This is a genomic window from Neisseria meningitidis, assembly GCF_022869645.1.
Taxonomy (GTDB): domain Bacteria; phylum Pseudomonadota; class Gammaproteobacteria; order Burkholderiales; family Neisseriaceae; genus Neisseria; species Neisseria meningitidis.
On record NZ_CP064367.1, the window covers coordinates 379,525 to 403,761 of the forward strand.

At 51.2% G+C, this 24,237-nt stretch carries 25 protein-coding genes; 9 read left to right on the top strand and 16 right to left on the bottom strand.

What is annotated here, in order from left to right; all coding sequences use genetic code 11:
- Positions 1–9: 9 nt before the first annotated feature.
- The 12 genes from odhB to metF form a co-directional block, all read right to left on the bottom strand.
- Positions 10–1,191 carry a 2-oxoglutarate dehydrogenase complex dihydrolipoyllysine-residue succinyltransferase gene (gene odhB / locus IUJ45_RS02015; protein ID WP_002246139.1) on the bottom strand — a complete coding sequence of 394 codons (1,182 nt, stop codon included), beginning with the start codon at positions 1,189–1,191 and terminating at the stop codon, positions 10–12.
- Positions 1,192–1,290: 99 nt separating this feature from the next.
- Entirely contained in the window at positions 1,291–4,119 is a 2,829-nt protein-coding gene (locus tag IUJ45_RS02020) for a 2-oxoglutarate dehydrogenase E1 component (protein ID WP_002246138.1), read from the bottom strand.
- Positions 4,120–4,323: 204 nt separating this feature from the next.
- A complete protein-coding gene (gltA, locus tag IUJ45_RS02025) occupies positions 4,324–5,607 on the bottom strand; it encodes a citrate synthase (RefSeq protein WP_002217384.1) in 1,284 nt (427 codons plus the stop codon).
- A 111-nt stretch (positions 5,608–5,718) separates the two neighbouring features.
- A complete protein-coding gene (locus IUJ45_RS02030) occupies positions 5,719–5,967 on the bottom strand; it encodes an FAD assembly factor SdhE (protein ID WP_002213764.1) in 249 nt (82 codons plus the stop codon).
- A 3-nt stretch (positions 5,968–5,970) separates the two neighbouring features.
- Positions 5,971–6,678: a succinate dehydrogenase iron-sulfur subunit gene (locus IUJ45_RS02035; RefSeq protein ID WP_002221124.1), complete on the bottom strand. Its 708-nt coding sequence runs from the start codon at positions 6,676–6,678 to the stop codon at positions 5,971–5,973.
- Positions 6,679–6,797: 119 nt separating this feature from the next.
- Positions 6,798–8,561: a succinate dehydrogenase flavoprotein subunit gene (sdhA, locus tag IUJ45_RS02040; RefSeq protein WP_082308616.1), complete on the bottom strand. Its 1,764-nt coding sequence runs from the start codon at positions 8,559–8,561 to the stop codon at positions 6,798–6,800.
- Between the two features lie 2 nt (positions 8,562–8,563).
- Positions 8,564–8,905, bottom strand: a complete 342-nt coding sequence (sdhD, locus tag IUJ45_RS02045) for a succinate dehydrogenase, hydrophobic membrane anchor protein (RefSeq protein WP_002217389.1) — start codon at positions 8,903–8,905, stop codon at positions 8,564–8,566.
- Positions 8,899–9,276: a succinate dehydrogenase, cytochrome b556 subunit gene (gene sdhC / locus IUJ45_RS02050; protein WP_002217390.1), complete on the bottom strand. Its 378-nt coding sequence runs from the start codon at positions 9,274–9,276 to the stop codon at positions 8,899–8,901. Before sdhC ends, sdhD begins: the two co-directional genes overlap by 7 nt.
- A 279-nt stretch (positions 9,277–9,555) precedes the next feature.
- Positions 9,556–10,959, bottom strand: a complete 1,404-nt coding sequence (locus IUJ45_RS02055; RefSeq protein WP_002217391.1) for a dihydrolipoyl dehydrogenase — start codon at positions 10,957–10,959, stop codon at positions 9,556–9,558.
- 248 nt (positions 10,960–11,207) lie between these two features.
- A complete protein-coding gene (locus tag IUJ45_RS02060; RefSeq protein ID WP_033912956.1) occupies positions 11,208–11,945 on the bottom strand; it encodes a redoxin family protein in 738 nt (245 codons plus the stop codon).
- Between the two features lie 278 nt (positions 11,946–12,223).
- Positions 12,224–14,500 (bottom strand): 5-methyltetrahydropteroyltriglutamate--homocysteine S-methyltransferase, encoded by a 2,277-nt coding sequence (gene metE, locus IUJ45_RS02065; RefSeq protein ID WP_082308617.1) that lies wholly within the window; start codon positions 14,498–14,500, stop codon positions 12,224–12,226.
- A 135-nt stretch (positions 14,501–14,635) separates the two neighbouring features.
- The gene (metF, locus tag IUJ45_RS02070; protein WP_002217399.1) at positions 14,636–15,514 is read right to left on the bottom strand and encodes a methylenetetrahydrofolate reductase; all 879 of its coding nucleotides are present in this window, start codon (positions 15,512–15,514) and stop codon (positions 14,636–14,638) included.
- A 199-nt stretch (positions 15,515–15,713) separates the two neighbouring features.
- On the opposite strand from metF, the gene IUJ45_RS02075 reads away from it, so the two are divergent.
- On the top strand, positions 15,714–15,989 hold the full coding sequence (locus tag IUJ45_RS02075; RefSeq protein ID WP_002217400.1) for a type B 50S ribosomal protein L31: 276 nt from the start codon (positions 15,714–15,716) through the stop codon (positions 15,987–15,989).
- Complete coding sequence (gene ykgO, locus IUJ45_RS02080; protein ID WP_002213788.1) at positions 15,989–16,114, top strand: type B 50S ribosomal protein L36; 126 nt, start codon at positions 15,989–15,991, stop codon at positions 16,112–16,114. The genes IUJ45_RS02075 and ykgO overlap by 1 nt, the downstream gene beginning before the upstream one ends.
- A gap of 261 nt (positions 16,115–16,375) precedes the next feature.
- Here ykgO and IUJ45_RS02085 read toward each other — a convergent pair whose 3' ends face one another.
- Entirely contained in the window at positions 16,376–16,576 is a 201-nt protein-coding gene (locus tag IUJ45_RS02085; RefSeq protein WP_002234600.1) for a protein MIGRI, read from the bottom strand.
- 159 nt (positions 16,577–16,735) lie between these two features.
- On the opposite strand from IUJ45_RS02085, the gene metX reads away from it, so the two are divergent.
- From metX to IUJ45_RS02100, 3 genes are all read left to right on the top strand, one after another.
- On the top strand, positions 16,736–17,875 hold the full coding sequence (gene metX, locus IUJ45_RS02090; RefSeq protein ID WP_002246134.1) for a homoserine O-succinyltransferase MetX: 1,140 nt from the start codon (positions 16,736–16,738) through the stop codon (positions 17,873–17,875).
- Positions 17,872–18,453, top strand: a complete 582-nt coding sequence (gene metW / locus IUJ45_RS02095; RefSeq protein ID WP_002219404.1) for a methionine biosynthesis protein MetW — start codon at positions 17,872–17,874, stop codon at positions 18,451–18,453. The genes metX and metW overlap by 4 nt, the downstream gene beginning before the upstream one ends.
- A gap of 116 nt (positions 18,454–18,569) precedes the next feature.
- Complete coding sequence (locus IUJ45_RS02100; RefSeq protein ID WP_002217403.1) at positions 18,570–19,415, top strand: NMB0938 family lipoprotein; 846 nt, start codon at positions 18,570–18,572, stop codon at positions 19,413–19,415.
- 49 nt (positions 19,416–19,464) lie between these two features.
- Here the strand turns inward: IUJ45_RS02100 and efp are convergent, their stop codons facing one another.
- From efp to IUJ45_RS02115, 3 genes are read right to left on the bottom strand one after another with little or no spacing between them, the layout of a single operon-like run.
- Complete coding sequence (efp, locus tag IUJ45_RS02105; protein WP_002213793.1) at positions 19,465–20,025, bottom strand: elongation factor P; 561 nt, start codon at positions 20,023–20,025, stop codon at positions 19,465–19,467.
- A 42-nt stretch (positions 20,026–20,067) separates the two neighbouring features.
- Positions 20,068–21,216: an elongation factor P maturation arginine rhamnosyltransferase EarP gene (gene earP / locus IUJ45_RS02110; RefSeq protein ID WP_002246876.1), complete on the bottom strand. Its 1,149-nt coding sequence runs from the start codon at positions 21,214–21,216 to the stop codon at positions 20,068–20,070.
- A gap of 18 nt (positions 21,217–21,234) precedes the next feature.
- On the bottom strand, positions 21,235–21,513 hold the full coding sequence (locus IUJ45_RS02115; RefSeq protein WP_002217406.1) for a hypothetical protein: 279 nt from the start codon (positions 21,511–21,513) through the stop codon (positions 21,235–21,237).
- A 169-nt stretch (positions 21,514–21,682) separates the two neighbouring features.
- On the opposite strand from IUJ45_RS02115, the gene IUJ45_RS10950 reads away from it, so the two are divergent.
- The 4 genes from IUJ45_RS10950 (at position 21,683) to IUJ45_RS02130 (ending at position 24,172) form a co-directional block, all read left to right on the top strand.
- A complete protein-coding gene (locus tag IUJ45_RS10950) occupies positions 21,683–21,805 on the top strand; it encodes a hypothetical protein (RefSeq protein ID WP_002213796.1) in 123 nt (40 codons plus the stop codon).
- Between the two features lie 209 nt (positions 21,806–22,014).
- Positions 22,015–22,956 (top strand): tRNA (adenosine(37)-N6)-dimethylallyltransferase MiaA, encoded by a 942-nt coding sequence (miaA, locus tag IUJ45_RS02120; RefSeq protein ID WP_002246865.1) that lies wholly within the window; start codon positions 22,015–22,017, stop codon positions 22,954–22,956.
- A 3-nt stretch (positions 22,957–22,959) separates the two neighbouring features.
- Positions 22,960–23,679: a tRNA adenosine(34) deaminase TadA gene (tadA, locus tag IUJ45_RS02125; protein WP_002249326.1), complete on the top strand. Its 720-nt coding sequence runs from the start codon at positions 22,960–22,962 to the stop codon at positions 23,677–23,679.
- A 4-nt stretch (positions 23,680–23,683) separates the two neighbouring features.
- Entirely contained in the window at positions 23,684–24,172 is a 489-nt protein-coding gene (locus IUJ45_RS02130) for a DUF456 domain-containing protein (RefSeq protein ID WP_002249325.1), read from the top strand.
- Positions 24,173–24,237 lie beyond the last annotated feature (65 nt).

Sequence of the window (24,237 nt, forward strand, 5' to 3'; positions counted from 1 at the left end):
CTGAAACGATTACAGATCCAACAACAGGCGAGCTGGGTCTTCCAACGCGTCTTTAATGGCTACCAAAGTCAATACAGCTTCGCGGCCGTCGATGATACGGTGGTCGTAAGACAGAGCCAGATACATCATTGGACGGACAACAACTTGGCCGTTTTCAACCACAGCGCGCTCTTTAGTGGCGTGCATACCCAAAATCGCAGATTGAGGTGGGTTGATGATCGGGGTGGACATCATAGAACCGAAAGTACCGCCGTTGGTAATACTGAATGTACCGCCGGTCAGATCTTCGATAGCGATTTTGCCGTCTTTGGCTTTTTTCGCGTAATCAACAATTGCTTGCTCAATGTCGGCAATGCTCATTTGGTCGGCATCACGCAGGATTGGTACAACCAAACCGCGTGGGCTGCCAATCGCGATACCGATGTCGAAGTAGCCGTGGTACACGATGTCTTTGCCGTCCACAGAAGCATTCACAACCGGGTATTTTTTCAGGGCGGCAACAGCAGCTTTAACGAAGAAGGACATAAAGCCCAATTTCACGCCGTGTTCTTTCTCGAATTTTTCTTTGTACTTCGCACGCAAGTCCATGATTGGTTTCATGTTGACTTCGTTGAATGTAGTCAGAATGGCGTTTTCTTGTTGAGAAGCCAAGAGACGTTCTGCAACACGGGCACGCAGGCGGCTCATCGGTACGCGTTCTTCAGGACGTGCGCCTGCAGGAAGTGCAACAGCAGGAGCAGTGGCTGCGGCAGGTTTGGCAGCGGCATTTTGTACGTCTTCTTTCAATACGCGACCGTCACGGCCGGAACCTTGCAATGCGTTCACGTCAACACCGGTCTCAGCAGCCAGTTTGGCGGCGGCAGGCATAGCGGCGTTGTTTTGCGCGGCGGCAGGAGCGGCGGCCGGGGCTGCTTCGGCAGGAGCGGCTGCAGGTGCTTCAGCAGCGGCAGTAGCAGCTGTATCGATGCGTGCCAAAACTTGGTCGGCAACAACGGTTTCACCGTCTTGCGCTACGATTTCAACCAATACGCCGGCTTGTGGAGAAGGTACTTCCAAAACCACTTTGTCCGTTTCGATATCGATCAGGATTTCGTCACGGGCAACTGCTTCGCCAACTTTTTTCTTCCATTCCAAGAGCGTGCCTTCAGATACGCTTTCAGACAGCATAGGTACTTTTACATCAATAATCATTTTGTGTCTCCAATGGCCCTTTCAGACGGCCTGTTGTGTGTTTTTAATTCTGCATATGGGCATTCCGCCTGAGCAAACTCAGACGGAATGCTACTAGGCTTACAACGCCAAAGCGTCTTCAACCAATTGTTTCAATTGAGCAATGTGTTTGCTTGAGTAGCCCACTGCAGGCGATGCGCTGCTTGGACGACCGGCATAAGACAGTTTTTGCTCTTCGCTGATAACGTCTTCGATGCGGTGGCGGATTTGGTAGAACGCGCCTTGGTTTTTCGGCTCTTCTTGTGCCCAAACCACAGATTTTGCGTTCGGATATTTCGCCAGTTCAGCTTTAACCTCGTCGTATGGGAACGGATATAGCTGCTCAACGCGAACAATCGCAACATCATCTTCCAGTTTACGTTCGGCTCGACCGGCTTCCAAGTCATAGTAAACCTGACCGGCACACAATACCACGCGTTTCACGCTGTCGTTGCTTGCGCGTTCGGCGGTATCACCGATAACCGGACGGAAAGTCGAACCTTCGGTGAAGTTTTCCAGCGGGCTCATTGCACCTTTGAAGCGCAACAGGCGTTTGGACATGAAAATCACCAGCGGTTTGCGGTATGAACCTAAGACTTGACGTTGCAAGAGGTGGAACATTTGCGACGCTTCAGATGGCATGATGACTTGCATATTGTTCTCAGAACACAGTTGCAACCAACGTTCTACGCGTGCAGAAGAGTGCTCAGGGCCTTGACCGTCGTAACCGTGCGGCAGGATGGTGGTCAGACCGCACAAGCGACCCCATTTGGTTTCGCCTGAAGACAGGAATTGATCAATCGTCACTTGCGCGCCGTTGGCGAAATCGCCGAATTGAGCTTCCCAAATGGTGAGCTTGTCAGGAGCGGAGCAGGCAAAGCCGTACTCGAACGCCATCACGGCCTCTTCGTTCAAGATGGAGTCGATAACCAGGAACTCGCCCATTCCTTCGCCCATATGGCGCAGGGGAACATAAGTACCGTCGTCCCATTTTTCGCGTTTTTGATCGTGCAATACGGCGTGGCGGTGCGAGAACGTACCGCGTCCCGAGTCCTCACCGGAAATACGCACGCCGTGACCTTTGGTTACGAGGCTGGCGTATGCCAAGGTTTCGGCCATACCCCAATCTATGGCCTGTTTGCCGGATGCCATGGCTTTACGCGCTTCAATCACACGTTTTGCAGTCGGATGCAGGGCAAAGCCTTCCGGTACGGCGGTAAACTTCTCAGTGAGACGTTCAATATCTGCGGCAGGCAAACCGGTTTCGATGTGTTCGCGCCAATCTTTGCCTTGGTATTTGCTCCAGTCGATTTGCGTGCGTTGGAAGTTGCTCAACGTTGTTTGCTCGACGTGCTCGCCTTTGTCCAAAGCATCACGGTAGGCTTGGATGTAACCGTCTGCCTCGGCTTGGGTTAGCACGCCTTCGGCAATCAGTTGCTCGGTGTACAAAGCACGCGCACCCGGGTGTTGCGATACTTTTTTGTACATCATCGGTTGGGTCAAGGTCGGATCATCGCCCTCGTTGTGACCCCATTTACGGTAGCAGACAACGTCAATCACGATGTCTTTATGGAATTTTTTGCGGTAATCCAAAGCGGCTTGGATAGCAAAGCAAACGCGTTCGGGATCATCGCCGTTCACATGGATAACCGGGGCGGAAACCATTTTTGCGATATCGGTACAGTGTACGGTTGAACGGGTATCGCGGATATCGGAAGTGGTAAAGCCGATTTGGTTGTTGATGACGATATGAACCGTACCGCCGGTGGTATAACCGCGCGTTTTAGACAGGTTGAATGTCGCTTGGTTGACTCCCAGACCGATAAATGCGGAGTCGCCGTGAATCAATACCGGCAAGACTTTGTCGCGGCCGTTTTCGCCCAAACGTTTTTGTTTGGCGCGCGCAGAACCTTCCACCACCGGGTTGACGATTTCTAAGTGAGACGGGTTGAACGCCAAAGAAACATGCATCGGGCCGTGCGGGGTAGCAATATCGGAGCTGAAGCCCATATGGTATTTCACGTCGCCGCTGGGCAGTTTGATTTCGGCACGACCTTCAAATTCGGCAAACAAATCGCCGGGTTTTTTGCCCAAAATGTTCACCAAAACATTCAGACGGCCACGGTGCGCCATACCGATGATGACTTCTTCCACGCCGTCTTTACTGGCGTTTTGAATCAGGTAGTTCAAACCGGCAATCGCGCTTTCGCCGCCTTCGACACCGAAACGTTTCTGACCGACATATTTGGTATGCAGATAACGTTCCAAAGTTTCGGCAGCAGTCATCTCTTTCAAGATACGGCGTTTTTGATCGGCATTGTAATGCGGTGTGGACAATACGCTTTCAAAATAATTGCGTACCCAGCGGCGCTCTTCGGTATTGGGAATATAGATATATTCCAATGCGATGTGGCCGCAGTAGGTTTGTTTGAGGTTGCTGATGATTTGGGACAAAGGCAGTTTGCCGCGATTGGCAAAATCGCCCTCGCCCATATTGAATTGAAGCGTCATATCGGCATCTGACAGACCGTGGAATTTCGGATCGAGGGCTTCAATATCGCGCGGGGGGATACGTTTGAGCGGATCAAGTTGGGCTGCACCCACGCCTTGGATACGATAGGCAGAAATCAGCCGTAAAACGCTGACTTGCTTTTTCAGCATTGCCTCATCCGCACCGCCCGCAACGGCAGATGCAATTTTCTTTTTCGCCAAAGTAACAAATGATTCGCGAATCGGTGTGTGTGCGACATCGACAGCAACCGTCCCCGGCTGTTTGCTCAAATCGGTGAAATACTGCTTCCATTTTTCATCAACCGCATCGGGGTTTTCCAAAAAAGCCTCGTACAATTCCTCAATGTAAGGTGCGTTCGAACCGAACAGGTAAGAGAAATTGAGTTTTTCGTCCATCATGGCGTGCGCTCTTTTCTTTAAAATATAAACAAAGGGTAGAAGTCCGCGTCCTGACGGCTGAACTGATGCCGTCTGAAAAGACATTTTATTCTACCCTATTTTAAACCGGATTGCCTGTATTGATTTCATCCGACTACAATCAAATGTATACAGAAAGCAATCCGATTCTCTAATATTGCCTGTTTGACAATATATTAATGTATGTTACCTCTCTCCTGCCGGCACATAATCGCGGCGTTCCGAACCGGTATAAAGCTGGCGCGGGCGGCCGATTTTCAGCGAAGGATCGCTGATCATCTCGTGCCAGTGCGAAATCCAACCTACGCTGCGCGACAGGGCGAAGATGACGGTAAACATTTCGGTCGGGATGCCCAGCGCGGACAGGACGATGCCGGAATAGAAATCGACGTTTGGATACAGCTTGCGTTCGATAAAGAACGGGTCTTTCAGCGCAATCTGTTCCAATTCCATCGCCAGTTTGAATTTCGGACTGTCTTCCAAGCCCAATTCCTTCAAAACTTCATAGCAGGTTTCGCGCATAATGCTGGCACGCGGATCCATATTGCGGTACACGCGGTGACCGAAGCCCATCAGACGGTATTTGCGTTGTTTCACACCTTCCATGTATGCGGCAACATTAGACACATCGCCGATTTCGTCCAACATTTTCAACACGGCTTCGTTCGCACCGCCGTGCGAAGCACCCCACAGGCAGGCGATACCGGCAGCAATACAGGCAAACGGATTCGCACCCGAAGACCCTGCCAGACGGACGGTTGAAGTTGAGGCGTTTTGCTCGTGGTCGGCATGCAAAATAAAGATGCGGTCGAGCGCGCGTGCCAAAACGGGATTGGGTTTGTAGTCTTCACACGGCGTGGCGAACATCATATGAAGGAAGTTTTCGGAATAAGAAAGATTATTCTTCGGATAATTGAACGGCAGACCGTTTGAATAGCGGTAGCACATTGCCGCAATGGTCGGGATTTTAGAAATCAGGCGGTAAATCGCGATTTTGCGGTGTTCGGGATTGCTAATGTCCAAGCTGTCTTGGTAGAACGCAGACAGTGCGCCGACCACGCCGACCATCATCGCCATCGGATGCGCGTCGCGGCGGAACCCCCGGAAGAACCAAGTCAGCTGTTCATGCACCATCGTGTGGCGGCGGACGGTATTGTCAAATTCTGCCTTTTGCTCGGGAGTCGGCAGTTCGCCGTAAATCAACAGGTAGCAGACTTCCAAATAATCGGACTTTTCGGCCAGCTGCTCGATGGGGTATCCGCGATAATAAAGCAAGCCTTGATCGCCGTCGATGTAAGTAATTTTAGACTCACAGCTTGCGGTTGAAACAAATCCGGGGTCGAAGGAAAACAAACCTGTATTTTTTGTCAGCCCCCGAATGTCAACCACATCGTGCCCGATGCTGGCTTCCAATACCGGCAGCTCCAAACCTGCCTGACCCGGTACGTTGAGTTTGATTGATTTGGACATATTATTGCTCCTTTGCAAGTTATAACCCACGTTACTGCATCCGCAGCACGTTCTTTGCCTTCAGACGGCTTTTGCATTTTGAAATCTGCCTGCAGGCAGATTTCAGATGCCTCATGCCCGTCTGATTTTTTCAAGCATCGGGATAAGGTGCCCTTTGTCCGTTTCCGAATGCCCGTTAATCAAGGCAAGCAATTCTTGATCTTGAAATTCAAGGATTTCGGAAAACTCGGACAGCTCTTTATCGCTCAAATGCTCGAATTCTTTTTCCATAAACCTGCCGAAGATTAAATCTAATTCCAACAATCCCCGGCGGGTTTGAAAACGGATTTTCCGTTTGGCAATATCGTCAAAAACCATCATTTCTTAAACGGCCCGTTTCAACATAATCTCTTTAATCTTACCGATGGCTCGGGTCGGATTCAAGTGTTTAGGACATACGTCTACGCAGTTCATAATGGTGTGGCAACGGAACAAACGGTATGGGTCGTTCAGATTATCCAAACGCTCATTAGTGATGGTATCACGGCTGTCCGCAATGAAACGGTAAGCATTCAGCAAACCGGACGGACCAACGAATTTATCAGGGTTCCACCAAAATGACGGGCAGGCAGTCGAACAGCAGGCGCACAAAATACACTCGTACAAACCGTCCAACTCTTTACGCTCTTCCTGAGTTTGCAGACGCTCTTTGTCCGCATCAATCGGATTATCGTTGACAACATAAGGTTTGACGGAATGGTATTGTTTGAAGAACTGGGTCATATCCACAATCAGGTCGCGGATAACAGGCAGACCTGGCAGAGGACGGATTTTAACCGGCTGTTTCAAGCCACGCAGATCGGTCAAACATGCCAAGCCGTTTTTGCCGTTGATGTTCATACCGTCAGAACCGCAAATCCCTTCGCGGCAGGAACGGCGGAAAGACAATGTATCATCTTGTGCTTTCAGGCGCACTAAAGCGTCCAAAAGTTTAACGTCGGTTGGTTCCAATTCCAACTCGTAACGCTGCATATAAGGTTTGGCATCAACGTCCGGGTTGTAACGGTAAATTTCAAAACTCATTTTTTCCATGAGAAGTGTTCCTTTTCTCATAAACTGCCCAATGATTTTGTATTATAAATTCAAGCAGTTCAATGTGGGTATGGTTAGATTTCAGACGACCTTTGAGGCGAAGACCGTCTGAAAACGCATCAATAAACGCGCTTGGCCGGTTTGATGTATTCCACGCTCAAAGGCTTGGTGTGCACCGGTTTGTAGGACAAGGTATTGGTATCTGAATGGTACAGCGTATGTTTCATCCAGTTTTCATCATCGCGCTCAGGATGGTCGTCTGAAGCGTGCGCACCGCGTGATTCTTTACGTGCTTCGGCAGACACCAAAGTCGCTTTCGCCACTTCAATCAGGTTATCCAATTCCAAAGCCTCGATACGCGCGGTATTCCACACTTTGCTCTTGTCTTTGATTTCGGTACGTTTCACGCGCTCGGCAATCTCCATAATTTCTCGAACGCCTTTGCTCAGAATCTCATCGGTACGGAACACACCGGCGTGCAGTTGTACAGAGCGTTGCAGTTCGCGGCGCAATGCATCAACGTTTTCACCATCGGTTTGGCTGTCCAAACGCTCGATACGTTGGCGGGTCAACTCACCAGCATTAGTAGGCAAAGGTTTCCAGTCGCTTTGCTCTTTGATGAATTTAATCATGCTGTCGCCGGCAGCTTTACCGAATACCACCAAGTCCAGCAGGGAGTTCGTACCCAAACGGTTCGCACCGTGTACGGAAGCACAGGCGCACTCACCTGCGGCATACAGGCCTTTTACAGGCACTTCGTATTCGTCTCCTTGCGGCACAACGACTTCGCCGTGGTAATTGGTCGGAATGCCGCCCATCATATAGTGGGTAGTCGGCACAACGGGAATCGGGTCTTTAATCGGATCGATACCAGCGAACTGAATGGAAATCTCGCGGATGCCCGGCAGTTTTTCCATAATTTTTTCTGCGCCGATATGGTCGATTTTCAGTAAGACATGGTCTTTGTTTTTACCGCAACCGCGACCTTCGTAGATTTCCATCGCCATCGCGCGGGAAACAACGTCGCGAGAAGCCAAGTCTTTTACGGTCGGCGCATAGCGTTCCATAAAGCGTTCGCCGTCGGCATTCAACAGAATACCGCCCTCGCCGCGTACGCCTTCGGTAATCAACACGCCCGCACCTGCCACGCCGGTCGGGTGGAATTGCCAGAATTCCATGTCTTCCAACGGGATACCTGCACGCGCACAAATACCCAAACCATCGCCGGTATTCATATAGGCATTGGTAGAAGACGCATAAATACGGCCGCCGCCGCCGGTAGCAAACATCACAGCTTTAGCGTGGAAAATATAAACTTCGCCGGTTTCCATTTCCATGGCGGTTACGCCGACGACATCGCCGTTTTCATCACGAATCAAATCTTGTGCCGTCCATTCCACAAAGAATTGCGTATTGGCACGGACGTTTTGTTGGTACAAAGTATGCAGCATCGCATGACCTGTACGGTCGGCAACCGCACAGGCGCGTTCTACCGCGCGTTTACCGTGTTCGGCAGTATGGCCGCCGAAAGGACGCTGATAAATTTTACCGCTTTCCACACGGTCAAAAGGCATACCCATGTGTTCCAACTCAATTACGGCTTCAGGCGCGGCGCGGCACATAAACTCAATCGCATCTTGGTCGCCCAACCAGTCGGAACCTTTCACGGTATCGTACATGTGCCAGTCCCAACGGTCTTCCTGCACATTACCCAGAGAGGCGGAAATACCGCCCTGCGCCGCTACGGTATGCGAACGGGTCGGGAACACTTTAGACAAAACGGCACAATTCAGACCGGATTTGGATAATTGGAGGGCTGCGCGTAAACCTGCACCACCACCGCCGACAATCACGGCATCAAACTTGCGAACAGGAAAACCCATACTTACCCCCAAATTACTTTAATTGAATACACCAAGCAGCCGACCAGCCAGACGATGGTGGCAACCTGCAAAAACAAACGCACGCCGAAGGGTTTGATATAGTCCATCCACAAATCGCGGATACCCACCCAAGCGTGCAAGAATACGGCGATGAAGCTCACTTGGGTAAATACTTTTACCCAAGTTTGACTAAAAAATGCCTGCCATGCCGAATATTCTTTAGGCAGGGAAAATAGAACCACTAAAAGTGCAACGGTATAAATCAACATAATAACCGCAGTCGCACGTTGCATCGCCCAATCGCGCAAACCGTAATGGGCACCGGTCAATTTACGTTCTACCATAACAACGCTCCCAAAACGACAGTCAAAACCAATGCAGAAGCAAATACGGCTTTAGCGGTATTGCGCGCAGTATTCAGCTCAAGGCCTTTGTGTGCATCCAAAAATAAAAAGCGGATACCGGCGAGAGAATGGTGCAGATAAGCCCACAATACACCGATTAAAACCAGCTTGACCAAAGGATGGGAAACAATGGCACGGTAAGTTTCAAATGCAGACTCTTGACTCAGGGTACCGGACAGGAAATACAGCAGGAAAGGCAGCATAATAAACAGCCCGACCCCGCTGATGCGGTGAAGGATGGAAACTATCCCGGGTATCGGCAGACGGATGTTCGGCAAATCCAGATAAACAGGACGCGGTTTGGCAGACATAGTCAATTCCTCTGTAGTTATATATCGACTCAAAAACCGTAAACCCATTGCTACACTGGGTTACATAAACGTTAATTTACCTGTTTTATCCCATTTTGAACAGTGTATTTTAAAAACAAACTGATAGATTTTGACAAACACGCGTGGAAACAGCAGATTAAAAGAAAGATTTTTAGTTTTGCCGCCCCCCTTCCCGACACGGTATCAGCATCCGACCCCATCCCCAAAAACAAAATGCCGTCTGAAAAAATTTCAGACGGCATTGTTTTGCCATATCGGTCAGGCTTTCAATTTCGCATCGGCATCGCGCAACGCGGTACGCAGACCTTCCTCGATAACGGGATGGTAGAACGGCATATCCAGCATTTGCGGAACGGTCATCTTCATTTGATGCGCCCATGCCAACAAGTGCGCCAAATGTTCGGCGGCAGGGCCTACGATTTCCGCGCCGATAAAGCGGCCGGTGGCTTTTTCGGCATACAGGCGCATATGGCCTTTGTTCACCAGCATCACGCGGCTGCGGCCTTGGTTTTTGAACGATACTTCGCCGATGACAAATTCGTCGGCTTGGTATTGCGCGGCAACCTGCGCGTATTTCAGACCGACAAAGCCGATTTGCGGACTGGTAAACACCACGCCGATGGTGCTGCGCCGCAAACCGCCGCCGATATTCGGGTAACGGCCTGCATTGTCGCCGGCAATCTTGCCTTGGTCGGCAGCTTCGTGCAGCAGGGGCAGTTGGTTGGACGCGTCGCCCGCAATAAAGATATGCGGAATGCTGGTCTGCATGGTCAGCGGGTCGGCAACGGGTACGCCGCGCGCATCTTTTTCGATATTGATATTTTCCAAACCGATATTGTCAACGTTCGGACGGCGGCCCACGGCTGCCAGCATATATTCGGCAACAAATACGCCTTTTTCGCCGTCCTGCTCCCAATGGACTTCTACATTGCCGTCTGCATCGAGCTTGACCTCGGTTTTAGCATCCAAATGCAGTTTCAATTCTTCGCCGAACACGGCTTTCGCCTCGTCTGAAACGACGGGGTCGGAAATGCCGCCGATGATTCCGCCCAAACCGAAAATTTCAACTTTCACGCCCAAACGGTGCAATGCCTGACCCAGTTCCAAACCGATAACACCCGGCCCGAACACGGCAACGCGCTTAGGCAGCGTATCCCATGAGAAAACGTCATCGTTGATAATCAAACGATTGCCCAAAGACTGCCATTGCGGCAGGATGACGGGACGCGAACCGGTAGCAATCACGAAACTTTTTGCCGTAATTTGAGTATGCTCGTCGATTTGGACGGTATGCTCGTCGATAAATTTAGCCGAACCCATGATGCGCTTGTCGGCAGGCCACTCTTCCACATCGGCAACGACAAAGCCGACAAAACGGTCACGCTCGGATTTGACGCGCTGCATGACCTCTTCGCCGTTGACGACGATGCTGTCTTTGTCCAAATGCACGCCGAACGGGTCGGTATGCAATGCGTGATGACGCGCCTCTGCGGCGGCAATCAAGAGTTTGGAAGGCATACAGCCCACGCGCGCGCAGGTCGTGCCGAACACATTGTTTTCAATCAGGTAAACATTATCCGAATGTAAACGGGCATTGCGAAACGCACCCATACCGGCAGTACCGCCGCCGATTACGACGACATCCGCTTGAATTTTTTTCATAATCTTTGTCCTTCCGTTTTCGTCTGAAACATTGCCGACACAGAACATATCGGTTTCAGACGGCATTTAAATATTTTCCCAATCAAAAACATCATTCAGATAAATAAAAACAAAATTTCGATTGAGTGCAACAATATCCAAATTCTCTTATAAATATAGAGTTATTCGGAGCGGCAGTGTAGAACCGCCCGAATAACTCTATCCGGTATATCAGACAGTTTAATCAAACCGCCTTAAGCAAACAGCTATCAGTTTTTAGCCAAGTAAGCTTCCAAATCTTCGCTGCCGCCGATGTATTTGCCGCCGATGAAGACTTGAGGGGCAGTCATCTTGCCGGTAATGGCGCGAACGGAAGTAACGGTTGCATCTTTGCCCAATACGATTTCTTCGTAAGACAAACCTTTGTCTTGCAAAGCTTGTTTGGCTTTAGCGCAGAATTGGCAACCTGGTTTAGTGAAAATTGCCACAGACTCTTGAGCCTTCCAATCGGGAGCAACGAATTGCAGCATAGTATCTGCATCGGATACTTTGAACGGATCGCCCGGTTCTTCAGGTTCGATGAACATTTTTTCAACCACGCCGTCGTTAACCAGCATGGAGTAACGCCAAGAGCGTTTACCGAAGCCCAAGTCTTCTTTACCGACCAGCATACCCATACCTTCGGTAAATTCGCCGTTGCCGTCAGGAATCATGTAGATGTTGTCGGATTCTTCTTCGGCAGCCCAAGCGTTCATTACGAACGTATCGTTTACAGATACGCAGCAGATTGCGTCAACGCCGTTTTCTTTGAACGCGCCGAACAATTCGTTGTAACGCGGCAGGTGTGAAGAAGAACAAGTCGGGGTAAATGCACCGGGCAGGGAGAATACGACTACTTTTTTGCCTTTGAACAAATCATCGGTAGACACATCTTTCCAAGTGTCGCCGACGCGGGTGCGGAATACTACGGAAGGTACTTTTTGACCGGTACGATCTTGCAAAGCCATTTTAAGCTCCTTAATAGATTGGTTTGAGAAATAATTGTGAATCGCTGGGCATTCTACCCCATGCAAAATGATTTGTATAATTTATAGTTCAAATAATATAAATTATTTAAAACTATCAAACACAACTCCGATTTGCCTGTTTCCCACATATAAAGCCGAATTAGAAAAAAACAAGCTGCAATGAAAAGATTTTCCGGCAACTGCGCCCTTGCGCCGCAAATCAGGACAAAATACCGTCTGAAAGGCTTTCAGACGGTATTTATTCATACGGTCTCGGCTTATTTCGCCAATTCGGCACGCAATTTGTGGGTTACGTTCATCATCACTTGGAGTTGTTCCAGAGTTTCTTTCCAGCCGCGTGTTTTCAGGCCGCAGTCCGGGTTAACCCACAGACGTTCAACCGGTACAACCTCGATGGCTTTGCGCAACAGGTGCTCCACTTCGGCTTCTGTCGGTACGCGCAGGCTGTGGATGTCGTAAACCCCCGGGCCGATGTCGTTCGGGTATTTGAATTCGCCGAACGCGGTCAAGAGTTCCATGTCGGAACGTGAAGTCTCGATGGTGATCACGTCCGCATCCATTGCAGCAATCGCAGGCAGGATATCGTTGAACTCGGAGTAGCACATATGAGTGTGGATTTGTGTGCTGTCTTCGCAACCGGCAGAGGACAGGCGGAAGGATTCGCCCGCCCAGTTCAGGTAGGCATCCCAATCGGCGCGTTTCAGCGGCAAGCCTTCGCGGATGGCAGGTTCGTCAATTTGGATGACTTTGATGCCGGCTTTTTCCAGATCCAATACTTCGTCGTTCAGAGCCAGTGCGATTTGTTTGCACACGGTAGAGCGAGGAATGTCGTTGCGGACGAAAGACCATTGCAGAATGGTTACAGGGCCGGTCAACATACCTTTCATCGGGCGTTTGGTCAGGCTTTGTGCGTAAGTAGACCAAGCCACGGTCATGGCTTCAGGACGGCTTACGTCGCCAAAGATAATCGGTGGTTTCACGCAGCGTGAGCCGTAGCTTTGTACCCAGCCGTATTGAGTGAATGCAAAACCGCTCAACAATTCGCCGAAGTATTCAACCATGTCGTTACGCTCGGCTTCGCCGTGTACCAGTACGTCCAAGTCCAGTTTTTCTTGCTCTTCAACCACCAAGGCGATTTCTTTTTTCATCGCGGCTTCGTAATCGGCGGCAGACAGTTCGCCTTTTTTGAAGGCTGAGCGTGCCTGGCGGATTTCGGTGGTTTGCGGGAAAGAACCGATGTTGGTAGTCGGTAGCAGAGGTAGGTTCAACCATGCTTGTTGCGCTTTGATACGGTCGGCAAATGGAGATTTGCGTTGGTCTGCGTTGGCAGGCAAATCGGCCAGGCGTTTGGCAACGTCTGCACGATGGATTTCGCTGCTGTTGGCACGGGAGTCGGCAGCAGCTTGGCTGGCGGCGAGTTCTTCGGCAACAGAATCACGGCCTTCGTTCAATGCAGCTTTCAGAACGCGCAATTCTTGGGTTTTTTGCAGGGTGAATGCCAACCAAGAGTACAGGTCGGGTTTGTTGGCTTTCAGTTTTTCTTCAACTGACAAGTCAAATGGAGTGTGCAGCAGAGAGCAAGAGCTGGAAATCCACAAACGGTCGCCCAGTTTGGCTTGCAGAGGCTCAACAGTTTCCAAAACTTTGTTCAGGTTGGCGCGCCAGATGTTGCGGCCGTCGATGATGCCTGCAGACAGAACTTTGTCGTAGTCGGCAAATGCGTCCAGTTGCTCGGGAGCGCGTACCAAGTCGATGTGCAGGCCGTCAACAGGCAGGGATTTCAACAATGCGGCGTGTTCGGCAACAGAACCGAAGTAAGTGCTCAGCAGGATTTTGGCACTTACTTTGCTCAAAGTAGCGTAAACGTCTTTGTAGGCTTCTACCCATTCTTTAGGCAGATCGACAGTCAAAGCAGGCTCGTCGATTTGAATCCACTCGGCACCGGCTTCAACCAAAGCAGTCAGGATTTCAACGTAAACAGGCAACAGTTTAGGCAACAGGCTCAGACGGTCGAATTCGACGGCGCCTTTTTCTTTACCAACCCACAGGAAGGTCAACGGACCAACAACGGTCGGTTTGGCTTTCAGGCCCAAAGCTTGGGCTTCTTGCAGTTGTTGAACATAGTGTTTGGCATTGGCTTTGAATTCGGTATCGGCGTGGAATTCAGGCACCAAGTAGTGGTAGTTGGTGTCGAACCATTTGGTCATTTCGATAGCGAATTGGTCTTTGTTACCGCGCGCCAGTTGGAAGAATTGTTCCAAAGACAGGTTTTGGCTGTCGAAGCCGAAGCGGGCGGGAATCGCGCCGGTGGCGACTTGCAGGTCGAGGATGTGGTCGTAGAAAGTGAAATCGCCTACGGCAACGAAATCGGCGTTGGCAGCGACCTGGTGTTTCCAGTTTTTCTCGCGCAAGTCTTTAGCAACAGCCAGCAATTCTTGCTCGCTGATTTCTTTGCGCCAGTATTTTTCTTGTGCGAATTTCAATTCACGGAAGGCGCCGACACGCGGGAAGCCTGAGAAATGTAATGTTGTCATGTTGAACTCTCCAGTTGGATTTTGTAAGAACCGGTTCAATCCGAATCGGTCGGTATTGTAAATCAGAATGGCTCGGATGGGGCGGCGTTTTGCTTTTCAGACGGCCTCGGATGCCGTCTGAAGCCGTTTTCAGCTTTAAGGGCGCACGCCTAAAATATGGCAGATGGCGTAAGTCAGCTCGCTGCGGTTGAGCGTGTAGAAGTGGAAATCTTTCACGCCTTCGCGGGATAGGACTTTGACCATATCGATGGCGATACTGGCGGCGACGAGGTTGCGCGTGCCTTGGTCGTCGTCCAAACCTTCATACATTTGCGACAGCCAGCTTGGGATTTTGACGTTGGTAACCTGCGCCATTTTGCCGAGCTGCTTGAAGTTGGTAACGGGCAGGATGCCGGGGACGATTTCCACATCGATGCCCAACATCACGCAGCGGTCGCGGAAGCGCAGGTAGCGTTCCACATCGAAGAAGAATTGGGTGATGACGTGGTTCGCGCCCGCATCGATTTTGCGTTTCAAATTAATCAGGTCGGCTTGTGCGGATTTCGCTTCGGGATGCACTTCGGGATATGCTGCTACAGAGATGTCGAAGTCGGCGACGGAGCGTAATAGCTTAACCAAGTCTTCGGCGTAAAACGGTTTTTTCTCGTAACCGGGCGGCTCGTCGCCGCGCAGGGCGACAATGCGGCGGATGCCGCTGTCCCAATAATCTTTGGCAATTTGGCGCAATTCGTCGGGAGAAGCGTCGATACCGGTCAGGTGAGGCGCGGCTTCCAAGCCGGTTTCCTGTTTGATGCGTTTGACGATGCCGTGCGTGCGGTCGCGTTCGCCGGAATTTGCGCCGTAAGTTACGGATACGAACTTGGGATGCAGGGTTTGCAGACGGTGGATGGAGTCCCACAGCATCGTTTCCATTTGTTCGTTTTTCGGCGGGAAAAATTCAAACGAAACGTTAATGTCGCCTTTCAAATCAGAAAGACTGTTATTTAACGCATTGATTTCTTTTGCGTAATTCATGGCTGCGTACCTTTTATTATCTTTTATATGATGTTTCAGGCAACATAATAAAGTTGCGCCAAACATGAGTCAATTTCAAAATTTTCAGATTTATCATGAAAATTTCTAATATATTACAAAAATAGTTAAATTTCCTTGTACAAGCCTTCTAATTTATGATAAAGTTTGTTATGTTATAACAATTCAACTAAGGCGATATATGAAACCGAATATTCATCCTGACAATTATCGAACCGTCCTTTTTTTCGACAGCAGCGCCAATGAAGGCTGGTTAATCCGCTCCTGTGCCGAAACACACGGAAAAACGATGGTTTGGACAGACGGCAAAGAATATCCGCTGTTTTCGCTGGATACTTCTTCCGCATCCCATCCCGTCTATACTGGCAAACAGCGCAACGTCAACACCGAAGGCCGTGCCAGCAAATTCAACCAACGTTTCCAATCCGTCATGTCATCGTTTAGAAAGGACAAATAATGCAGGTTCTGTCTTCACTCAAAACCGCCAAACAACGCCACCGCGACTGCCAAATCGTCAGGCGCAGGGGCAAAGTTTACGTCATCTGCAAAAGCAATCCGCGTTTTAAAGCGCGCCAACGCTGACCCCCTACCCTTCCTGCTTCGGTTGTATAGTGGATTAACAAAAATCAGGACAAGGCGACGAAGCCGCAGACAGTACAAATAGTACGGAACCGATTCACTTGGTGCTTCAGCACCTTAGAGAATCGTTCTCTTTGAGCTAAGGCGAGGCAACGCCGTACTGGTTTAAATTTAATCCACTATAAAGCACCTCCTACCGCAAGCCCTTTTCATCAAATATGCCGTCTGAAACAGAAAAATGCGTTTCAGGCGGCATTTTTTCCGTCAATACGAATCTGGAATGTGTTTGAAATACAGCATGACCAAATACCAAAACAGCGTCGCGGCGGCTGCACCGAGCAGCACCCACGCGCTGATTTTGGCGACATCGCGCAGGGCGCGTTTCTGCCTGCGGCTGAAGAGGCGGTTGATAATCAGCGCGGCAAGTGCGAAAAAGAAAAAAATACGGAAAAGTCTGCCTATCATATCGGGAAGCGGGGTTAGGGCTGTCTGAAAAAGTATGGATCGGTTGCGGCGGCATAGGGACGGATGTTTCATCGCATCGGGCTGCTTGTCCGACCGTGTCAAAAAGTCATGCCGTTTGCTATATAATAACGCTTTTCGCCGCATTTGTTGGAACAGGATATGAGTCAAAATGCCTCGGTGGGCATTGTAACGCCCCAAAAAATTCCGTTTGAAATGCCGCTGGTTTTGGAAAACGGTAAAACTTTGCCGCGTTTCGATCTGATGATTGAAACCTACGGCGAGCTGAATGCCGAAAAAAATAATGCGGTTTTAATCTGTCATGCGCTGTCAGGCAACCATCATGTTGCGGGCAGGCATTCGGCGGAGGATAAATATACGGGCTGGTGGGACAATATGGTAGGACCCGGCAAACCGATTGATACAGAACGTTTTTTCGTGGTCGGTTTGAACAATCTGGGCGGCTGCGACGGCAGCAGCGGACCTTTGTCGATCAATCCTGAAACGGGCAGGGAATACGGCGCGGATTTTCCGGTGGTTACGGTGAAGGACTGGGTAAAATCCCAAGCCGCGCTTACCGATTATCTCGGCATCGGGCAATGGGCGGCGGTTGTCGGCGGCAGCTTGGGCGGTATGCAGGCTTTGCAGTGGACGATTTCCTATCCCGAGCGCGTGCGCCATGCCTTAGTGATTGCGTCCGCGCCGAAACTGTCCACGCAAAATATCGCGTTTAATGATGTAGCACGTCAGGCGATTTTGACCGATCCCGATTTCAACGAAGGACATTACCGCAGCCGCAACACCGTTCCCGCTCGGGGCTTGCGGATTGCCCGCATGATGGGGCACATCACCTATCTTGCCGAAGACGGTTTGGGCAAAAAATTCGGACGCGATTTGCGTTCCAACGGCTATCAATACGGCTATGGCGTTGAATTTGAAGTAGAATCCTATCTGCGCTATCAAGGCGATAAATTCGTCGGGCGGTTTGATGCCAACACCTATTTGCTGATGACCAAGGCTTTGGACTATTTCGATCCGGCGGCGGATTTCGGCAACAGCCTGACCCGCGCCGTGCAGGATGTTCAGGCAAAATTCTTTGTCGCCAGCTTCAGCACCGATTGGCGTTTCGCGCCCGAACGTTCGCACGAACTGGTCAAGGCCCTGATTGCCGCCCAAAAATCCGTGCAGTATATCGAAGTCAAATCCGCACACGGGCACGATGCCTTTTTAATGGAAGACGAAGCCTATATGCGTGCGGTCGCCGCCTATATGAACAACGTTTATAAGGAATGTCAGCAATGAACCTGCGCGATGATTTGCAACTGATTTACGACCGGATACCCGAAGGCAGCCGCGTCTTGGACTTGGGCTGCGGCGACGGCGAACTGCTTGCCGCCTTGGTCGAACACAAAAAATGCAGCGGCTACGGCATCGAAATCGACACCGACAGCGTGATTGCCGCGATGTCGCGCGGCGTGAATGTTATCCAAGCCGATTTGGAAGAAGGTTTAACCGCATTCAACGATCAAAGTTTTGATGTGATTGTGTTGAGCCAGACCATCCAAGCGATGCAGAATACCGAAAAAATCCTGCGCTGCCTGATGCGCGTGGCAAAACAGGCAATCGTCAGCTTCCCGAATTTCGGCTACTGGCGCAACCGCGTCCAAATCGCACTCGGCGGACATATGCCGGTTTCCGAACGTATGCCCTACCATTGGTACGACACGCCCAATATCCATTGGTGCACGCTCAAAGACTTTGATTTGTTGTGCGCCAAAAACAACATCCGCGTGCTTGAGCGCGCCGTGATGACGGGCAACAGACAGGTCAAACATTTCCCCAACCTTTTGGGCAGCCTTGCATTTTACCGCGTCGGGTAAGACAGATTGAGAACCTTGTCGGCATTAACAGGTTCTTCGGTTCTATTAACAACAGGCCGTCTGAAAAATGAAACGGTAGGTTTTCAGACGGCCTCTTTAATACTGGAAACAATAGAATGAAAAACAAAACCTCATCACTTCTCTTATGGCTTGCCGCAATGATGCTGACCGCGTGTTCCCCGAGCAAAGAAGATAAAACGAAAGAAAACGGCGCATCCGCCGCCTCGTCCACGGCATCCGCCGCTTCGTCTTCCGCGCCCCAAACCGATTTGCAACCGGCCGCATCCGCCCCTGATAACGTCAAGCAGGCAGAAAGCGTGCCGCCGTCAAATTGCACCGACCTGCACCCCGCCACCGGCATTGACGATCTCATGCAGCAAATCGCCGAACACATTGACTCGGACTGTCTGTTTGCCCTTTCCCATCACGAACTGGAAACCCGTTTCGGCTTACCCGGCGGCGGCTATGACAACATACAGCGGCTGCTGTTTCCCGACATCCGCCCTGAAGATCCCGACTACCATCAGAAAATCATACTGGCAATTGAAGACTTGCGTTACGGAAAGCGCACGATCAGCCGGCAGGCACAAGATGCCTTGATGGAACAGGAACGCCGCCTCCGAGAAGCGACGCTGTTGCTGATACAGGGCAGTCAAGAAACCCGCGGACAAGGCGAGGAGCCGAAACGCACGCGTTATTTTGAAGTTTCGGCAACCCCTGCCTATTCGAGCCGGCACAACAACGGACTTGGCGGCAATTTCCAATACATCGGCCAATTGCCCGGCTATCTGAAAATACACGGAGAAATGCTTGAAAACCAATCACTCTTCCGGCTGTCCAACCGTGAACGCAATCCCGACAAACCGTTTTTAGACATCCATTTTGACGAAAATGGCAAAATCACGCGTATTGTCGTTTACGAAAAAAACATCTACTTCAATCCAAACTTGGGGCGAAGATAAAAAAATGCCGTCTGAAACGTTTTCAGACGGCATTTTTCAATGCAACAAATCAAGCGCGTTTGCGGAATTCGCCAGTGCGGGTGTCGATTTCGATTTTGTCGCCGTTTTCGATGTAAGACATCACTTGGATTTCGGTGCCCCCGACCAGGCGCGCGGTTTTCATCACTTTGCCTGAAGTATCGCCTTTGACGGCAGGCTCGGTATACTCGACTTCGCGTACGATGATGGTGGGCAGTTCTACGGAGATGGGGTTGCCTTCGTAGAAGGTAACTTCGCATTGGTCTTCCATACCGTCAACGATGAATTTCAACGCGTCGCCGATGTTGTCGGCTTCGATTTCGTATTGGTTGAATTCTTCGTCCATAAAGACGTACATCGGATCGGCAAAGTAGCTGTACGTACAGTTTTTGCGGGACAGGATGACCACGTCGAATTTGTCGTCGGCTTTGTAAATGGTTTCGGAAGCCGCGCCGGTCAGCAGGTTTTTCAGTTTCATGCTGACTTTGGCGGAAGAGCGGCCGCCTTTGATGTATTCGGTTTTTTGAACGACCATAGGATCGTTGCCGACCATAAATACATTGCCGGCGCGCAGTTCTTGTGCTGTTTTCATTGTGATTTTCCAATCAAATCGGTTGTCGTAAAACGCACTATTCTAGCGTATTTTTTGATGCTTTGAAACAAAGGCGGCGAGTTTTTCGGATGCGGAAGGCTGCCCAAAAAGATAACGGCTCCAATCCTCCGCGCCTTGCCGCCAGCCGTTTTGATGTTGTTGCAGGATTTGCCAACATTCGAGGCGTTGTGTTGCGGATAAAGCCTCTCCGCCGTTGAGGTCGTCTGAAAGGCGGCGGTGTGCCGATGCGGTTTCGGGCGTGTAGAAACCGTGTGCCTTATCCCAAAAGGCGTGGAGTTTGTCGAGATGGACATTCTCATCTTGCGGGTAGATGTGCCAAAAGAAGGGTTTGCCCGCAAGCTGGGCGCGCACGAAACTGTCTTCGCCGCGGATGACGGCGCAGTCGGCAAGGTGCAGCAGTTTGTCGAAGTCCTGTTGCGGCACGAAAGGGATTTTGACGAGGCGGACGGATGCCGTCTGAAAAACATCGCCGTCGTTTTGCAGGGCATCTTGCGGAATAACGCCGTTTTGTTTGAGGCTGTCGATAATTTGCGCCCCCGCCAGCAAAAGTGTCAACGGACTGCCTGCCTGTCGCCACATTTCCAGCCACTTTGCCCAAACATCGCTCCGATAGCCGAAAAGCAGCCATTCGGGGGCGTTTTTTTCGGGAAGCATCAGCCTCTTGCGCAAGGCTCCGCTATCGAAACGGACGGCTTCGCAGTAATCGCGTTCGCGTATCAGTCCGCCGCTTTTTTCGCTGAAACCCATAAACCAAAAATATTTTTGAACACTCTCCTGCGGCGAAGGCATCAGGTGCAGCCTTTCATTGCTTTCCTCCGCGCTCAAATATTCCCAATTCAGCCAAAGCGGCTTGTGTCGGCGGATGATGTGCAGCACATTTTCGGGCAGGTCGCAGGCAAAAGTTTCGATGACGACATCGGGAACAGGCGCGGTATCAATATCTGCCGCATCGGAATGCCAAGTGCGGACATGAATATCCTGATGAACGCAGGGAACATCGGGCAAATCAGGGCAAAGCGCACGCAAGGCGGACACATCGTCCGTCCACAAATGCACCTGCCAACCGAGTTCGCGGTGCAAAACACGGGCAAGCCGCCACGAAACGCCGATGTCGCCGAAATTGTCGATGACCTTGCAAAAAATCCAGCAGACAAAAGGAGGAGTATTCATAGAAATAACGGAAACGGGCTAAAACGCGCCAAAATAGTGGAACAAATACACAATCAGCAAAATAATCGGAATAAACAGCAACATAGTTTGACGTTTCAAATCAAACTCTTGTTTCAAATGATGCTTGATGGTGTCGAAAAGGACGAATTTGAACAAAAACGTCGCTTCGCAGGCAAGGATGATGCCGTTAATCAGATGCTGGGGTTTGTCTTCGGGCGGATTGGCGGCGAAAACGGCAAGCGTCGCCAAGGGTATCAGGCAGACGACAAGCCAGCGGACAAGCAGGTTTCGGGACATTGCAAGGCTTTCAAAAAAGCAAAACGCCATTATCGCCCCAAGCGCACGCCTTGTCTAACGGACGCACCGGAGATGCCGTCTGAAGCCTTGCCGCAGGAAAACACCGCACCGCCGAACCTTTAAATACGCCCGAGACGGGCGTTCCCCGAAAAATCGGACGCTGCCGCCGATGCCTGAGGACAAGGCGGCAGCAGGCACGGGCATATTGAAAACCCGGCGCGTCGGTTTGAAATTTTATAGTGGATTAACAAAAATCAGGACAAGGCGACGAAGCCGCAGACAGTACAGATAGTACGGAACCGATTCACTTGGTGCTTCAGCACCTTAGAGAATCATTCTCTTTGAGCTAAGGCGAGGCAACACCGTACTGGTTTTTGTTAATCCACTATATAAAGGCATACGGTAAACACGCCCCCTTGCCGTCGGCGTGCTTCCGCAAACCAAAATATAACGTCGGCACGCTTTCCGCTATAATCCGTATTTTTCCAAACCTGAAACGTTATGCCGACCCCGAAAGCCTTTGCCCTGCTCGGGCCGACCGCCGGAGGCAAAACCGCGCTCGCCCTCAAAATTGCCGAAACCCTGCCTGTCGAAATCATCAGCCTCGATTCCGCGCTGGTTTACCGCGATATGGACATCGGCACGGCGAAACCGTCCGCCTCCGAACGCGCCTTTGTCCCGCACCACCTTATCGACATCATTACGCCTGTTCAGACATACAGTGCCGCCCGTTTTGTCGAAGACTGCACGCGTCTGATTGGCGAAATCACGGCGCGTGGGAAATATCCGCTGATTGTCGGCGGCACGATGATGTATTTCCGCGCCCTGACCCAAGGTTTGAACGATTTGCCCGAAGCCGATGCCTGCCTGCGTGCCGACTTGGACGAACAAAAACAAATGTACGGCTTGGATTTCCTCTACCGCACCCTGCAACAGGTCGATCCCGAAACAGCATGCCGTCTGAAACCGAACGACAGCCAGCGTATCGGACGCGCTTTGGAAGTTTATTATCTGACCGGCAAACCGATGAGCGAACACCTCGGCAGACAAAGCCCCCATACGCTCCCCTTCGATTTGCATACCGCCGCCCTGATTCCCGAAAACCGCGCCCGCCTGCATGAAAACATCGCCCTGCGTTTCCACCTGATGCTTGAACAGGGCTTTATCGGCGAAGTGGAAAACCTGCGCCGCCGCTATCCCAGCCTGACCGCCGACTCCCCCGCCATCCGCTGTGTCGGCTACCGTCAGGCGTGGGAATACCTCGACGGCGCAACCGACAGACAAACCTTCATCGAAAAAGGCATTGCCGCCACGCGCCAACTTGCCAAACGCCAACTGACTTGGTTGCGCAAAACACCTTTAGACTGCGTTGCCGACCCGTTTTCAGACGGCACTTCATGCACACGCCTGATTGAGGCGGCAAAACGGTTTTTCGGTGTATAAACTATGCTGACCACGCCGCCGCTCGCCCCCAAAACCGTCGCCGCCCTGCACAGGCTCGGTATCCGTACGCTCGAAGAACTGCGGCAAAACGGTTCGGTCAAAGCCTTTCTGCTGCTCAAAGAATCGGGCTTGACCCTCACGAAAAGCACGCTGTGGCAACTCGAGTCGCTGCTGGACGGCACGCCGCCGCAAGAAATGTCCCAAGCGCATAAAGCCCGCCTGCTTGCCGAATTGAAAAACCATCCGCCCGTCGCCGCCTTTCCGCCGCAGGAAGAAATGGAACACTTCATGTGCGAAGCACTGCGCCAAGCAGAACAATCCTCCGCCGACGGCGAAATACCCGTCGGGGCAGTCATCGTTTCAGACGGCAAAATCATCGCATCGGCACACAACACCTGCATTGCCGACTGCAATGTCAGCCGACACGCCGAAATCAACGCCTTGGCACAGGCAGGCAGAGAAATGCAAAACTACCGCCTTGACGGATGCGACATCTACATCACCCTCGAACCCTGCGCCATGTGCGCGTCCGCACTGATACAGGCACGAATCAGGCGCGTGATCTACGGTGCGGCAGAACCCAAAACCGGCGCGGCAGGCAGCATTGTCAACCTGTTTGCCGACAAACGCCTCAATACGCACACCGCCATACGGGGCGGAATCCTGCAAGAAGAATGCCGCGCCGTATTAAGCCATTTTTTTCAGAACAAAAGAAAAGGTTGAACCTATGATCGTACTGACCGTCATCCTCGCCCTCGCCCTGATAGCCGTCGGTACGGCGGGCATCGTTTACCCCGCCCTGCCCGGATTGGCATTGATGTTTGCCGGAACATGGCTGCTCGCCTACTCCGGCGGCTACCAAATCTACGGCGCAGGTGTTTTGTGGACGGTCGGACTCATCAGCCTTGCCGGCATACTGGCGGACTATGTGGCAGGCATATGGGGGACAAAATATACCGGAGCGGGCAGGCTCGCCGTTCGCGGTGCTTTTATCGGCAGCATCATCGGCATATTTTTCTCCCTTCCCGGACTAATACTCGGCCCCTTTATCGGCGCGGCGGCAGGCGAACTCATCGACAGACGCAATATGCTTCAGGCAGGGAAAGCGGGCTTGGGTACACTGTTGGGACTTGTCATCGGCACGGCATTCAAAATCGGCTGCGCCGTATCCATCTTGTTTATCCTGTTGGTGAAATACATCGCCTACCTGTTTTAACCCCTTCAGACGGCATACCGGCAAATTGCTATAATGCCGTCTGAACCCTTTTCACAAAGCACCAT